At 69.4% G+C, this 14,206-nt stretch carries 15 protein-coding genes; 9 read left to right on the forward strand and 6 right to left on the reverse strand.

The window, feature by feature from the left end:
* Nucleotides 1–64: 64 nt before the first annotated feature.
* Together NJ1_RS28950 and NJ1_RS28955 are read left to right on the forward strand one after the other, a co-directional pair.
* Nucleotides 65–1,870 carry an acyl-CoA dehydrogenase gene (locus tag NJ1_RS28950; protein ID WP_067700192.1) on the forward strand — a complete coding sequence of 602 codons (1,806 nt, stop codon included), beginning with the start codon at nucleotides 65–67 and terminating at the stop codon, nucleotides 1,868–1,870.
* Nucleotides 1,871–2,205: 335 nt separating this feature from the next.
* The gene (locus NJ1_RS28955; RefSeq protein ID WP_067700195.1) at nucleotides 2,206–2,400 is read left to right on the forward strand and encodes a DUF7455 domain-containing protein; all 195 of its coding nucleotides are present in this window, start codon (nucleotides 2,206–2,208) and stop codon (nucleotides 2,398–2,400) included.
* Nucleotides 2,401–2,566: 166 nt separating this feature from the next.
* Here the strand turns inward: NJ1_RS28955 and NJ1_RS28960 are convergent, their stop codons facing one another.
* Complete coding sequence (locus NJ1_RS28960) at nucleotides 2,567–3,127, reverse strand: class I SAM-dependent methyltransferase (protein WP_067700506.1); 561 nt, start codon at nucleotides 3,125–3,127, stop codon at nucleotides 2,567–2,569.
* A 62-nt stretch (nucleotides 3,128–3,189) separates the two neighbouring features.
* Here NJ1_RS28960 and NJ1_RS28965 point away from each other — a divergent pair, with 62 nt between their 5' ends.
* The 4 genes from NJ1_RS28965 to NJ1_RS28980 all read left to right on the forward strand — a co-directional run bounded on the left by NJ1_RS28965 (nucleotide 3,190) and on the right by NJ1_RS28980 (nucleotide 6,028).
* A complete protein-coding gene (locus NJ1_RS28965) occupies nucleotides 3,190–3,957 on the forward strand; it encodes an AraC family transcriptional regulator (RefSeq protein WP_218025280.1) in 768 nt (255 codons plus the stop codon).
* A gap of 223 nt (nucleotides 3,958–4,180) precedes the next feature.
* On the forward strand, nucleotides 4,181–4,654 hold the full coding sequence (locus tag NJ1_RS28970) for an excalibur calcium-binding domain-containing protein (protein WP_067700198.1): 474 nt from the start codon (nucleotides 4,181–4,183) through the stop codon (nucleotides 4,652–4,654).
* A 365-nt stretch (nucleotides 4,655–5,019) separates the two neighbouring features.
* The gene (locus tag NJ1_RS28975; protein WP_245717626.1) at nucleotides 5,020–5,361 is read left to right on the forward strand and encodes a PASTA domain-containing protein; all 342 of its coding nucleotides are present in this window, start codon (nucleotides 5,020–5,022) and stop codon (nucleotides 5,359–5,361) included.
* A 367-nt stretch (nucleotides 5,362–5,728) separates the two neighbouring features.
* Nucleotides 5,729–6,028 (forward strand): DUF1905 domain-containing protein, encoded by a 300-nt coding sequence (locus NJ1_RS28980; RefSeq protein WP_067700201.1) that lies wholly within the window; start codon nucleotides 5,729–5,731, stop codon nucleotides 6,026–6,028.
* A 333-nt stretch (nucleotides 6,029–6,361) separates the two neighbouring features.
* Here the strand turns inward: NJ1_RS28980 and NJ1_RS28990 are convergent, their stop codons facing one another.
* Nucleotides 6,362–8,071, reverse strand: a complete 1,710-nt coding sequence (locus NJ1_RS28990) for a DEAD/DEAH box helicase (protein ID WP_067700207.1) — start codon at nucleotides 8,069–8,071, stop codon at nucleotides 6,362–6,364.
* Between the two features lie 122 nt (nucleotides 8,072–8,193).
* Here NJ1_RS28990 and NJ1_RS28995 point away from each other — a divergent pair, with 122 nt between their 5' ends.
* Complete coding sequence (locus tag NJ1_RS28995; protein WP_245717627.1) at nucleotides 8,194–9,417, forward strand: YihY/virulence factor BrkB family protein; 1,224 nt, start codon at nucleotides 8,194–8,196, stop codon at nucleotides 9,415–9,417.
* A 128-nt stretch (nucleotides 9,418–9,545) separates the two neighbouring features.
* Nucleotides 9,546–9,950 (forward strand): SgcJ/EcaC family oxidoreductase, encoded by a 405-nt coding sequence (locus NJ1_RS29000; protein WP_067700210.1) that lies wholly within the window; start codon nucleotides 9,546–9,548, stop codon nucleotides 9,948–9,950.
* Nucleotides 9,951–10,000: 50 nt separating this feature from the next.
* On the opposite strand, the gene NJ1_RS29005 is transcribed toward NJ1_RS29000, so the two are convergent.
* Nucleotides 10,001–11,239 (reverse strand): RNA polymerase sigma factor, encoded by a 1,239-nt coding sequence (locus tag NJ1_RS29005; RefSeq protein WP_067700518.1) that lies wholly within the window; start codon nucleotides 11,237–11,239, stop codon nucleotides 10,001–10,003.
* Entirely contained in the window at nucleotides 11,229–11,579 is a 351-nt protein-coding gene (locus tag NJ1_RS29010; protein ID WP_067700213.1) for a YciI family protein, read from the reverse strand. Before NJ1_RS29010 ends, NJ1_RS29005 begins: the two co-directional genes overlap by 11 nt.
* Nucleotides 11,580–11,788: 209 nt before the next feature.
* Between NJ1_RS29010 and NJ1_RS29015 the strand changes: the two genes are divergently transcribed.
* Nucleotides 11,789–12,412, forward strand: a complete 624-nt coding sequence (locus tag NJ1_RS29015; RefSeq protein ID WP_067700216.1) for a class I SAM-dependent methyltransferase — start codon at nucleotides 11,789–11,791, stop codon at nucleotides 12,410–12,412.
* Between the two features lie 125 nt (nucleotides 12,413–12,537).
* Here NJ1_RS29015 and NJ1_RS29020 read toward each other — a convergent pair whose 3' ends face one another.
* Nucleotides 12,538–13,170, reverse strand: a complete 633-nt coding sequence (locus NJ1_RS29020) for a class F sortase (RefSeq protein WP_245717628.1) — start codon at nucleotides 13,168–13,170, stop codon at nucleotides 12,538–12,540.
* A complete protein-coding gene (locus tag NJ1_RS29025; RefSeq protein WP_157574305.1) occupies nucleotides 13,167–14,090 on the reverse strand; it encodes a hypothetical protein in 924 nt (307 codons plus the stop codon). Before NJ1_RS29025 ends, NJ1_RS29020 begins: the two co-directional genes overlap by 4 nt.
* Between the last annotated feature and the right edge of the window lie 116 nt (nucleotides 14,091–14,206).

A 14,206-nucleotide genomic window follows, 5' to 3' on the forward strand; every position in this document is an offset into this window, starting at 1 on the left:
GCGGCGCGGGGGCATCTGGTAGACCGACTGGGGTAGCCGAGAAGCCCCCGACGTTCGAGGAACCATGAACCCCTCCGTGATCATGTCCGCCCGCGATATCGAGTTCCTGCTGTACGACTGGCTCGATGTGGAGTCCCTGACCGGGCGCGACCGCTTCTCGGACCATTCGCGCGACACCTTCGATCAGGTGCTGCGCCTGTGCCAGGACCTGGCCACCACCTACTTCGCGCCGCACAATCGCGAGAACGATCTGCACGAGCCCACCTTCGACGGCGAGCGGGTGAGCATCATCCCCGCCGTCGGCAAGGCTCTACGCGCCTTCGCCGATTCCGGAATGATGGGCGCGGCAATGGATTACGAGGTCGGCGGCATGCAGCTGCCGTTCACCGTCTACAGCGCCTGCATGTCGTGGTTCCACGCCGCGAACCCCGGCACCGCCGCCTACGCCATGCTCACCACCGCGAACGCGAATCTGCTTGCCACACACGGCAGTCCGGAGCAGATCGCGCGCTACGTGCAGCCCATGCTGGAGGGCCGCGACTTCGGCACCATGGCGCTGTCGGAACCGCAGGCCGGTTCCAGTCTCGCCGACATCACCACCCGCGCGGTGCCGCAGGACGACGGAACCTATCGGGTGTTCGGCCGCAAGATGTGGATTTCCGGTGGGGACCACGACCTTTCGGAGAACATCAACCATCTGGTGCTGGCCCGCATCCCGGGCGCACCCGAGGGCACCCGCGGCATCTCGCTGTTCGTGGTGCCCAAGTTCCTGCCCGACGCGCAGGGTGCGCCGACCGTACGCAACGACGTGGTGCTGGCCGGGATCAACCACAAGATGGGCTGGCGCGGAACCGTCAACACCGCACCGGTTTTCGGAGACGGCAACTTCACTCCGGGCGATGCCCCGGGTGCGATCGGATATCTGGTCGGCGAGCCGAATCACGGTCTGGCGCAGATGTTCACGATGATGAACGAGGCCCGCATCGGGGTCGGACTGGCGGCCACGGCGCTCGGCTACACCGGTTTCCTCAAATCCACCGACTACGCGCGCACCCGCCCGCAGGGCCGTGAGATCGGCGCGCGCGGCGGCGCGCAGGTCCCGATCATCGATCACCCGGACGTGCGGCGCATGCTGCTGGCCCAGAAGTCCTACGCCGAAGGCGCTTTGGGACTGCTGCTGTACTGCGGCAAGCTGGTCGACGAGCAGCGCACCGCCCCCGACGCCGCCGCCCGTGAGCGCACCGCCACCCTGCTGCGCATCCTGACGCCCATCGCCAAGAGCTGGCCGAGCCAGTGGTGCCTGGCCGCCAACGATCTGGCGATTCAGGTGCACGGCGGCGCGGGGTACACCCGCGACTACGACGTCGAGCAGCACTACCGCGACAATCGCCTCAATCCGATCCACGAGGGCACCCACGGCATCCAGAGCCTCGACCTGCTGGGCCGGCAGGTGACCCTGGATCAGGGCGCCGCCCTCGCTGCCCTGCTCGAGGTGGTGTCCGCCACCGTCGTCGCGGCGGGCGCCGCGGGCGATGCCGAGCTCACCGAGTTCGCGGACGCTCTGCGGGCCGCAGCGGGCCGCCTGGGGGCCACCACGGCCCTGCTGTGGCGCGACGGCGACCCGGCCTCGGCACTGGCGAACTCTGCCGTCTACCTCGAGGCGTTCGGCCATGTGGTGCTGTCCTGGATCTGGCTGCAGCAGGCGCTGGCCGCGACCCCGCGCGCGAACGCCGGCGACGCCTTCGCGCTCGGCAAGCGCGCCGCGGCCCGGTACTTCTTCCGATGGGAATTACCGCGCACCGGACCGATGTTCGATCTCCTGGATTCGGGAGACCGCACCACGACCGACGCGGACCCGTCTTGGCTGTGAGCTTGCTACCCGTGTTCGGACGGTTATCGAATCGGAGTGTGGGTGTCGGGGCTCGCGGGTAGTCTCCCGGTAGACAACTCGATCAGCGTGTTCGGCGGGGTGCTTCGACTCCTCCACGGGTGGCGACCCGGCCTTGTTCGCTTTAAGCGAAACCCCAGGTCGTGTTAGGCAAAACACACGGGAAACTACACGGGAACAAAGACCGCCCCCCGAACGTCTGACAGAGTAGTCATCAACCACTGCTGGGAAGTAGCGGTAGCGAGCCCACAGAGTGGACTGTGGGCCCCACACCAGGCGAACGGCGCGCGAGCTCCGGGAGCCAGGACGGAGGAGTCATGCCAGGAACCCTGACAAGCACCCCACTGACCGCGGTCGATCGTTGTGACCGTTGCGGGGCGGCCGCGCGCGTGCGCGCCACCCTTCCCGCGGGTGGTGAGTTGCTCTTCTGCCAGCATCACGCCAACGAGCACATGGATCGTCTCCGTGCACTCGAGGCCGTGATCGAATCGGAGTCGGCACCGGCGCTGTAAAAGCTCCTCCACCTCGGAGGCTGGTCCACCAGCCGCACGAATTCCGAGGGGTCCGCTCGACAATTTCATCTTCCCAACAGAAAACCCGCAGCGGGCGACCATTCGGTCGCCCGCTGTGTTCGTCCCAGGGCTTTCGTACCGACCGCTCCGGACGTGAACCGCCCGGTCAGGGACGGCGTGCCCGGAACCGGAACATGGTTGGGCCGGTGCCGATTTCGATATCGGTGAAGCCGAGCCGGGCGAGCCGGTCGGTGAGTGTGCCGGGCGGTACCGGCACACAGGTGTCCCCGAGGTGCATGAGCCGGAACGCGAACGAGTCGAGCCCGTCGCTGCCGGCGAACATGCCGCCGGGCCGCAGTACCCGGAAGGCCTCGGCGAACAGCTCGTCCTGCCGCGCCGGTGCGGGCACGTGATGCAGCATGGTGAAGCAGAGCACCGAGCTGAATTCCCTGTCCGGCAAGGGCATCGCGGTGCCGTCGCCCTCGATCACCCGAACCTGTCCGCCCTGTTTCTCGCGCAGGCGGGTTGCCAGGGCCGGATCGATCTCCAGACCGGTGAGCGCGCCGGCTCGTTCACGCAGGGTGCGGACGTTCGCGCCGTAGCCGGGTCCGATCTCCAGGGCGTTGTCCCCCAGCGGAATCGACTCGACGGCCCACGGCACGATTCGGGTGGCGCTCGCGCGTTCCCAGGCGCTGGAACGGCAGAGGTATCGGTGAAAGATGTTCATGCCCATGACGGTCGAGACTAGGGAGCCCGCCGGGCGATCACGAGCGGCTAAGGTGACACCTCATGTCGCCGAACGGCCAATCTCTGGTCATCTCCGCACCGGCGGGGCCGACCGCCATGGTGTTCGGGGCGGGCGCGATTCCGGCCGGGCTGTGGTTCGACGAGCACGCGCATCCGCAGCATCAGATCGCCTGGGCCACACGCGGAGTCATCACGGTGGAGGTCGGCGAGGGGCACTGGGTGCTGCCACCCACGCGCGCGCTGTGGATTCCGGGGAACGTGCCGCACCGCACCGGCACCCTCGACGGCGCCACGCTGAGCGGCATCTTCCTCGATCCGCAGCGCTCGCCCGTGGCCTTCGCCGTGCCGACCATGTTGCGGGTCACGCCCCTGCTGCACGAGTTGTTCGTGCACCTCATCGCCGAGGACACCGCGCCTGGGCAGCGCCGGCACGCGGAGGCGGTGGTCTTCGACCTGCTGGATCCGGTCGAGGTCGTGCCGATCGGAGCACGCATGCCCGAGCTGGCGCCCGCGCGACCGGTCGCCGACCTGCTCACCGCCAATCCCGCCGACACGCGCACCCTGGCGGAACTCGCGACCACCGTCGCGGTCAGCCCGCGCACCCTGGCCCGGGCATTCCAAGCCGAAACCGGAATCACCTTCGGCCAGTGGCGAACCCAGGTCCGCCTGGCCGCCTCTCTGCCGCTGCTGGCCACCGGCCTCCCCCTCGCCGGAATCGCCACCCGGATCGGCTACACCACCCCCAGCGCCTATGTCGCCGCCTTCCGCCGCGAGGTCGGCGTCTCCCCCGGCCGCTACTTCACCCGCTGAACCCGGCCACCCCGCCAACCGTTCCGGCCACTCCTGCTCCCGCGAGCGGGTCGGGGGACGGTACGAAACGTACCGACCGCCAGAGCCTGACGAATCGTGCCGAGTTCCCCGAATCGTGTGTGCCGAAACATTTTCCCTGGCAGCGTTCTGCCCGCGCGGCCGGTGGCAAACACGGGGCACCATCCCGGCGGCGGCCGCACCAACTCTCGAACCGGGGACTCGCATGACAGCACGGCATCGCACCTTCACCAGCACTTTCCTGTTCGCGGGCGCCTGCCTGCTGACCACCGCCCTACTATCGGGATGCGGCTCGAGCACCTCGTCCGAGCGCTCGACCACCACTGCGGCAACCACATCGACGGCCAACCCGATGCGGGCCGCCACCACCACGTCCGCGGCGGCGACCACCACCACGTCCGCGATCCCGACCGCGCCCGCGCCGACCACCGAGGCTCCCGCTCCAGCGCCCGAGATCGTGCTGCCGACCACCACGGTCCGCGTCACCGTCCCGCCCGCGGCCATCCCACCGCCCGCCGCCGTCGCCCCGGCCCCCGCCCCCGCGACCACCCCCGCTGCCAGCGCCTACTACGGCAGCTGCGCCCAGGCGCGAGCCGCCGGGGCCGCGCCGCTGCACCGCGGCGACCCCGGCTACCGAGCCGGGCTGGACCGCGACAACGACGGCACGGCATGCGAATGACGACCACCCCGCAGTCCGCGACCCACCACCCCGCCGGACATCACCCCCGAGCGAGATATCCGCACCCGACAGGCGAGCAAGGGCAAGGGGGACAGCGCGTTTCGGCAGGACAGCACGGCCCGGCTGCCGAGCGCGGTTCGGCGGCAGAGCGCGGTTCGGCCGGACAGCATGGTCGAGCGGCAGATCGGGGCCCGGCGGGGCGGCTCGATCCGGAAGCAGATCGCTGCTCGGCGGGAACGCGTGGCCGAGCGGGAGGGCCGCTCCTCGTCGCGCTCACCGCACTGCTCACCATCGCCGTCCTGACCGGCTGTGGCGTCAGCACCCAATCGCCCGGGACGACCAGCACGAAACCGGCTGTCACGACAGTGAATTCGCCGCTCACGACGCAGGTGCCGACCGCGGCACCGGCACCGCAGACGAATCCGCCGCTCACCTCGGCGCCGCCCGCCACGACAACGGCTACCGCCGCGCCCGCGGCGATCATGCCGGATGTCGTCTGCGCGAACCTGCAGGACGCCCAGAACACCATCCAGAAGGCGGGCGTCTTCTACTCCCGCTCCAAGGACGCGACCGGCGCGGGTCGCATGCAGGTCATGGACCGCAACTGGATCGTCGTCGCCCAGTCCCCCGCTCCCGGAACACCTTTCACCGAGGGCGAGGCGGTCCTGTCGGTCGTCAAATACGGCGAACCCAACCAGTGCCGCTAGCCCCGGCCGGTGCATCCGGCGACGCCTCGACCGCACCCGGGATCGAGGCGCCGCCACCACGCGGTCAGTGATGGCCGCGGCGCGAGCCTCGGCTGTCGAGTCGAGGCCGTGCGGGCGTCGCGGCGTCCACGATCCACCGCGTACGGCAGCCGCTGCCGAGTCGGCTCGACCGGTTCGCCGGCGGTCGTCGAATGCGCTGCTCCCATCCCTGGGCGCGGCGTCCCGTGCGCGCGCTGTCTCGAACCCGGGTCTGCGTCCGAGGTTCGCTGCGCGGGTCCGTGGCGCGAAGGCCGTAGGCGAGGCGGTCACCCGGCCTCGTGGGATATCGAGCCCTGCGGCTGTCGGTCCTGTTCGCTACGGTCGGCGGATGGCTATGTCTCGGTACTCGTTCTCCGCCGAACTGTGGGTGTGGGAGGCACAGGCGGCGTGGCATTTCGTGAGCTTGCCCGAGGAGATCGCGGACGAGATCGAGGAGAGGTACGGGCAGCTCGCCGGTGGGTTCGGGTCCGTGCGCGTGCAGGTCGAGGTGGGCGGGAGCCGGTGGGCGACCTCGCTCTTTCCCGCGAAGAAGGAGGGTACCTACATCCTTCCGATGAAGAAGCCGGTGCGCGTCGCGGAAGGACTCGAAGCGGGAGACTCGGTGCGGATCGATCTGACGGTCGCGTGAGCCGGAGTGCTCGGTGCTGCCGCGGTCACGCGGCGCGAGAGGGGCCACGACCGAATGCGCGAGGAGGGCACGGGCACCGCCCCGGACGTTCGCAGCGGGGATGACGAATGCCCGGACGTTTCCGACACAACTCGCGACCGGATATCCCGATGCGGCTCGGCCATCGGGTATCCCCGGCCCGACTTACTGATCAGGGCAGCCGTCGACACCTCGCCCAGCCGGTTGGCGACCCGCTGCTGAGCTAGATCGTGCTGCTGATCTGCCACCGATCGTGGTCGGACCGGTAACCGACTCGGCGGCGGCGAGCGCCGCGCCGAGTTCTCCGGTGTCGGATCACATGCGGCGCAGGGCCGCGATCCGCTGGGATAGTTGGTCCGCCGTCGCGAGAGCGGTTGGCGGGCCGCCGCATTCGCGGCGTAGATCCCCGTGGATGACGCCGTGCGCCTTGCCGGTGCGGTGGTGGTGCATGGCGACCAGGCTGTTGAGTTCACGGCGCAGTTCACCGAGCCGATCGGCGGTGGCGGCGCGCTCGACGGCCATGGCCGCGACCGGATGATGACTCGCCTCGACCGCGGCGGTGCGATCCTGCAGCTGACGGGTCTGGCGATCGTGCAGCAGCGCGCGCATCTGCGCGGCGTCGAGCAGGCCCGGAATACCGAGATAGTCCGCTTCCTCGTCACTGCCGGAGAAAGTGGCGGTGCCGAACGAGTCACCGTCGTAGATGACCTGATCGAGTTCGGCGTCCGCGGCCAGGGCGATGAACTTCTTCTCCTCCTCGCCCGGCTCGTCCTTCTGCTTGTTGGCCTCGATCAGGAGTTCGTCGTCCAGGTCGTTCTGCTCGCGATGCGGCTTGCCGATCACGTGATCGCGCTGCAGTTCCAGCTGCGCGGCCAGATCCAGCAGCACCGGCACCGAGGGCACGAACACGCTCGCGGTCTCCCCGGCCTTGCGGGCACGCACGAACCGCCCGATGGCCTGCGCGAAATACAGCGGCGTCGAGGCGCTGGTGGCGTACACGCCCACCGCCAGGCGCGGCACGTCGACGCCCTCGGACACCATGCGCACGGCCACCATCCACGGATCGGTGCTGTTGCTGAATTCGGTGATGCGGTCCGAGGAGGACGGGTCGTCCGACAACACGATCGACGGCTTGGTGCCCGAGATGTGTTGCAGCAGTTCGGCGTAATCGCGCGCCTTGTCCTGATCGGTGGCGATCACCAGCCCGCCCGCGTCCGGCATACCGGTGGCCCGCAGCTGCCGCAGCCGGGTGTCGGCGGCGGTCAGCACCTTGGACATCCAGTCGCCGGCCGGGTCCAGGGCGGTGCGCCAGGCACGCGCGGTCTGCTCGGCGTTCAGCGGCTCACCCAGACGGGCGGAATACTCCTCGCCCGCGCTGTCGCGCCAGTGCGCCTCACCCGAGTACGCCAGGAACACGACCGGCCGGACCACGCCGTCGGCGAGCGCCTCTGAGTACCCGTAGGTGTGATCGGCGCGGGACTTCTCGAAACCCGATTCGTCCCGCTCGTAGGTGATGAAGGGGATCTTCGAATCGTCCGAGCGGAACGGCGTACCGGTCAGCGCCAGGCGGCGGGTGGCGGGCCCGAATGCCTCCTCGGTCGCCTCGCCCCAGCTCTTGGCATCGCCCGCGTGGTGGATCTCGTCGAGAATCACCAGCGTGCGTCTGTTCTCGGTGCGGACCCGATGCTTGAACGGATGCGACGCCACCTGCGCGTACGTGACCACCACACCGTGATAGTCCGAGGAGGTGGAACCGGTGGAGTTGGAGAAGTTGGAGTCGAGCTGCAGGCCGATGCGCTGCGCCGAACCCGCCCACTGATGCTTGAGGTGCTCGGTCGGGGCCACCACCGTCACCTGATCGACCGTGCGATCACGCAGCAGTTCCGCCGCCACCCGGAGCGCGAAAGTGGTCTTACCCGCACCTGGCGTGGCTACGGCGAGGAAGTCTCGAGGCTTGGTCGCCAAGTACTTGGTGAGAGCCCTGCGCTGCCATGCACGTAATGAACCGCCACCACCCGAAGTCACTCGGAAGAGATTAGCGCGGTTGACCGACTCCTAACCAATCCGACACAGCCTCGGATAGTGCGGCAGGACACATCGCGGGTCAGCGCACATCCGAAACCCTCGTGCGCGATGCTGTAGCCACGATGAACGAGCACGACGATCCACCGCAACGCTCCGGCGCATCCGCGCTGGACCGGACCGTTGCGGACGAGTCACGGCCGGTCGCGGCCGAGGATTCGCGAGCAAGCCCGGCGCGGGACCCGCGAGCCGATGCGGGTGATAGGTCCCTTTCCGCCGAGAGTGATGATTCACAACTCGCCGAAACGACACCCGAGCCGGAGCACGCCGCCACGCGACTGGGCCGCGCGCGGGAACTGATCGTGCACGTGGCGGTCAAGGCGTGGAACGATTCCATCTTCGCCAAATCCGCGGCCGCGGCGTTCTGGCAGACCCTGTCCCTGGCTCCGCTGCTGCTGGGACTGCTCGGCAGCCTCGGCTATGTCGGGCACTGGTTCGGTCCCGACACGGTCGAGATCGTGGAGAACAAGATCATTGCGTTCGCGCGGAAGCTGTTCAGCCCCAGCGTGGTCGACGACCTGGTCACACCCACGGTCACCGATGTGCTGCAGCGCGGTCACGGCGGCGTCGTGTCGGTGGGTTTCGTGCTGTCGCTGTGGGCCGGTTCCTCCGCCATGGCGACCTTCGTGGACGCCATCACCGCCGCGCACGGACAGGGCTCGGCCCGTCACCCCGTGTGGCAGCGGATCTTCGCCCTGCTGCTGTACGTCGGCTTCCTGATCGTGTCGGTCATGATCCTGCCCGTGGTGGCCCTGGGACCGTCGCTGATCGGACGGGTCCTGCCGCACGGATGGCGCGAACCCGGTCTGCGCCTGATCGACGCCTTCTATTACCCCGGCGCGGGCCTGCTGCTCATCGTCGGGCTGACCACCCTCTACAAACTGGCGCTGCACCGCACCCTGCCGTGGCATCGACTGTTCGGCGGGGCACTGGTCGCGGGCGTCTTCTTCATGGGAGCGAGCGAGGGCCTGCGCCGCTATCTGTCCTGGGTCACCCGCACCGGCATCAGCTACGGCGCGCTGGCCACCCCGATCGCCTTCCTGCTCTTCACGTTCTTCCTGGGCTTCGCGGTCATCCTCGGGGCCGAGTTCAATGCCAGCGTCCAGGAATTCTGGCCCGCCCGGGCGACCCGGCTGTCCCAGATCCACCGGTGGTGGGACCGCCGCAAGAAGCGGCACGCCACCGAACCTGCTGACGCCGAACCCGCTGACGCCAAACCGGCTGACACGGAACCGAATCCGCCCTCTCCCCCACCGGCGAGCGGACAGTCGCTGCCCATCGTCTCCTGAGCGCGGTGACGCGCCGCCGAACCCCGCGAACAAGTTCCGTCCACGCTGTCGATCGGCGCCGAGCTCGCGCGTCGTTCCAGGAGACGGCCCACAGCAGTGAGCCGCGTTCATCCAGCGAAGGACACGCCATGACCTCTACCCGAACAGACGACTCCGCCGCTATCTCGAAGGTCTTCGCCGACCAGTACGAGGCGTGGGCGGCGGGCGACGCGGACCGGTTCGTCGCGGATTATTGCGAGCACGCCACCGTGATCATGCCCGGCGCCTATCGGCGCAGCCGGGAGGAGATCCGCCAGGGTATGGCCGCCGGTTTCGCCGGGCCCCTGAAGGATTCGTCGGTCATCGACACGATCGAAGACCTGCGCTTCCTCGACGCCGATCACGCGATCGCGGTGAGCAAGGCCGGTATTCGCTTCGCGGGTGAAACCGATGTGCCCGCCGATCGTCTCGTCCACGCGACCTGGGTGTTGCAGCGGCAGAACGACAGGTGGCTGGTCGCCGCCTACCACAACAGCCCCGCCACTTCGCACTAGCGGACGTCGCGGTGTCGTCGGGCGTACTGCCCGGCGACCCCGCCGAGATTTCACACGGTGTCGCGCTTGCGGGCGAGGAACTCGCGTTCGATGTCGTTGCCGGTCAACAAGATCGCCTCGTCGTAGGCGGCGCGGGCCTCGTCGACGCGGCCGAGTTCGGCGAGGAAATGGGCGCGGGCGGCGGGGAGGTATTCGTAGGTCGCGAGTTGCGGGTGCGCCGCCAGATCGTCCAGCGCCGCCAGGGCGGGAGCGGGGCCGTCCGCGTAACCGAGGGCCACCGCACGATTGAGGGCGACCACGGGCGACGGCCAGCGACGGCCCAATTCGTCGTAGAGGCCGACGATTTGATGCCAGTCGGTGGCGTCGTAGTCCAGGGCCTCCGCGTGCACGGCCGCGATCGCGGCCTGTAGCGCGTACTTCCCGGGCTGTCGCAGCGAATCCTTCACCAGGGCAAGCCCTTCGGTGATCTGCGGGCGATTCCACCGGGTCCGGTCCTGTCGTTCCAGTGGAACCATCGCGCCCTCGGCGTCCACCCGCGCGTCCCGGCGCGCCTCGGTGAGCAGCATGAGCGCCAGCAGCCCGGACACCTCGGCGTGCTCGCGCACCAGCGTGCACAGCATCCGGGCGATGTCGACGGCGCGTTCGGTGAGCTCGCGCCGCACCAGTTCGGCGCCGTAGGGCGCGGTGTGCCCGGTCGTGAAGAGCAGATGCACCACGGTCAGGACGGCGTCGACGCGGTCGGGCAGTTCCGCGGGCGCGGGCACCCGGTAGGGAATGCGCGCGGCGGCGATCTTCTTCTTGGCGCGGGTGATTCGGGCCGCCATGGTGGACTCCGACACCAGGAACGCCCGCGCGACCTCCGCGGTGGTCAGCCCGCACACCAGCCGCAAAGTGAGCGCGACCTGGGCCTCGAGCGACAGGGCCGGGTGGCAGCAGGTACAGATCAGCCGCAACCGGTCGTCGTCGAAATGCGGATCCGCGGCGTCCACCGCCTGGTCCGCGACGTCGGCGTCGTACTCGTCGGAGACCAGCATCGGCAGGGCCCGTTTCCGAGTGGCATTGCGCCGCAACAGATCCAGCGCGCGATTGCGTGCCACCGTGGTGAGCCAGGCTCCCGGTCGCGCGGGCACTCCCTGCCTCGCCCACACCGTGAGCGCCTGGGCGTACGCCTCCTGCACGCACTCCTCACCCAGGTCGATATCGCGCGTGACGCGCACCGTCGCGGCGAGCACGAAGGCCCACTCGCTGCGATGCGCGTCCTCGACCGCCGAGGCGATATCAGCCGACAGCACCCGGCACCGCCCAGATCGGCCGGACCTCCACCCCACCGGCGGGCATCGGCACCTGCTTGGCCACCGCGATAGCCGCGTCCAGATCGGCCGCCTCGATCAGGTAGTAGCCGCCCAACTGCTCCTTGGTCTCCGCGAACGGCCCATCGGTGATCACGAACCCGTCCGCGCCGTCGGGCCGCACGGTGGTGGCGGTTCCGGACCGCTCCAGTGCGTTCCCACCCCGCAGCGCCTCCCCGTTCGCCCCGATGAACACCTGATGCGCGGCCCCCATCTCGGCACTGGCCGCCTCGTCGACCTGCTGCTCGTCCTGATAGATCAACACCAGATACTGCGTCATGATCCCTGTCCCTTCAGGTGGTGGACCCGTCTATCGGACCCCTCGATACCTTCGACGCGCAACCCCGACCCGAATCGACAGTCGCGGCGACATTCTTTTCGGCGGACGCCGCACCCCCTCTGAGAGGCCGGGTGAGCGGCCCGTGCGCTGAGGATTCGCCGCGCGGTGGCACAGTGGACCGGGGGCAGGGCGAACGAGGAGGAGAGACCGTGGGCGCACGCATTCCGAGCCAGTGGGAAGAACTCACCGCTGCCGATCCGGCGCATTCGACGTGGTACGTGGAGCGGTTTCGCGCGCTGGCGGCCGAGGGAACCGATATCGTCGGCGAGGCGCGGCTGATCGACGCGATGCTGGGGCGGGGTGGCCGGGTGCTGGACGCGGGCTGCGGACCGGGGCGAGTGGGTGGCTATCTGCACCGCGCCGGACATGCCGTGGTGGGGGTGGATGTGGATCCGGTGCTCATCGCGGCCGCGGAGCAGGACCATCCGGGGCCGACGTGGCTGGTGGGAGATCTCGCGGAGCTGGATCTGCCCGGACGGGGTGTTGCCGCGGACTTCGATGCGATCGTGTGCGCCGGGAACGTGGTGACCTTCCTGGCCCCGTCGACCCGCGCGGCCGTGCTGGCCGGATTCGCGCGGCATCTGGCTCCCACGGGACGGCTGGTCGTCGGCTTCGGCGCCGATCGGGGGTACGAGTTCTCGGAGTTCTTCTCCGACGCCGAAAAGGCCGGTCTCACAGTGGATCTGCGCCTCTCGACATGGGATCTGCGCCCCTTCGCCGACGGCTCCGACTTCCTGGTCGCGGTGTTCTCGCGTGCGGGTCACCGCGAATGAGGTAGCGCCCGGGACACGCGAGCTCGGCACCATCTCGGCCGTCGCCCCGCCCTCGGCGACGACACAGCCGAAAGCGCCCGCACACAACGCTGTGCGGGCGCTTTCGGGTCGCGTCGACGGGCCCGCTAGGTCACCGAATCGAGCGAGGAGAACACGACCACGTTCGACAGATAGCTCTTGGCGTTCTGGTCGAACTGCCCGCCGCAGGTGACCACCTGCAGTGTCGCGCCGCCACGTGAGCCGTAGACGAGCTGGTCGGGGAACTCGGATTTGGAGTACATCCGGACGTCGGTGACCTTGAAGTGCGCGGTCTTTCCGTCCGCCCGGGCCACGTCGATCATGTCGCCGGGCTTGACCTTCTTGAGCGAGAAGAAGATTCCCTCGCCCTGATAGGAGTCCACGTGGCCGAGGATGACCGCCGACCCCTGCTCACCGGGCGCCGGACCCTGCTGGTACCAGCCGGCCTGGCGATAGTCCGCCGGGACCTGGACCGTGCCATCGGCATTGAGCCCCAGCGAGATCAGCGATCCCGAGGCGTTGATCGAGGAGATAGTGAATGCCGTCGGCGTCGATCTGGCCACCCCCGGGGCTGTCTTCACCGCCGAGGTCGACGACGCCGCGGCATTCGATGCGGCCGGGGCGTCGGACGAACACCCGGACAGCAGAACCGACACCAGCGCTGCCACGACGACGAGGACCGTGACGACGGTGCGCCGGATTCCACCTACCCCCAGCGCACTTCGGCTGCCGATCGTCACTGCGCGCTCACCTGTGCCGCCATGCCACCCGCCCCGGTCTCGGGGGCGCCCTTGGGAATCACGTACCCGCCCTGCGGAACTCGGTCCGTGACCGTCGGCCCACCGGCCATGCCGACCGTCGCGGCGGCCGGAATCGCCATACCCATCACCGTGTCCGGACCTGCCGCTCCGGCTCCCGCGGCCACCAGATCGACGCCGCCGAGACCGCCGCCCTGCGCCGCGCCTCCGGCAGTCACGCCACCACCGACGGCGCCACCGCCACCGGCGTTCCCACCGACCTGCACGCCACCACCGACAGTGCCACCGCCACCGGCATTTCCACCGACCTGCACGCCACCGCCGACAGTGCCACCGCCACCGAGGTTCCCGCCGGTCTGCACATCACCACCGACGGTGCCGCCACCGCCGACAGCGCCTCCGGTCTGCGCATCACCGCCGACCTGCACACCGCCACCGAGGTTCCCGCCGGTCTGCACATCACCACCGACGGTGCCGCCACCGCCGACAGCGCCTCCGGTCTGCGCATCACCGCCGACCTGCACACCACCGCCGAGGTTCCCGCCGGTCTGCACATCACCACCGACCGTGCCACCACCCCCGGCATTACCGCCCGTCTGCGCGCCGCCGCCGCCGGTCCCGCCGCCACCGGCATTCCCACCGGCCTGCGCACCGCCACCGACCTGCACGCCCCCACCGGCATTTCCACCGGCCTGCACGCCGCCCCCACCGACCTGAACGCCGCCTCCGGCATTCGCCCCGCCGCCACCGGCGCCGGCATTCGCATCGACGCCGACCTTGACCCCTCCGGGCCCGACGCCCACGTCCACACCCAGTCCGACCCCGGGTTCGGGACTCGTGGTCGTGGCGGGATCCGCCGCGGCCGTTGCCGCGCTGAGAACCATCGCGGTCGCAACGGCCACCGCAGCCGAAAATGTTCTTGCCGACATTGTCCAACCGCTTCCAGAAGATGTATCCCGACACCCTTCCGTCGATCGAACGTGCTCGAGCGTTAGCCGGTTTCGCCCCTATTCCGAAA

The sequence above is a fragment of the Nocardia jejuensis NBRC 103114 genome (assembly GCF_001613145.1).
In the GTDB taxonomy this organism is placed as follows: Bacteria; Actinomycetota; Actinomycetes; order Mycobacteriales; family Mycobacteriaceae; genus Nocardia; species Nocardia jejuensis.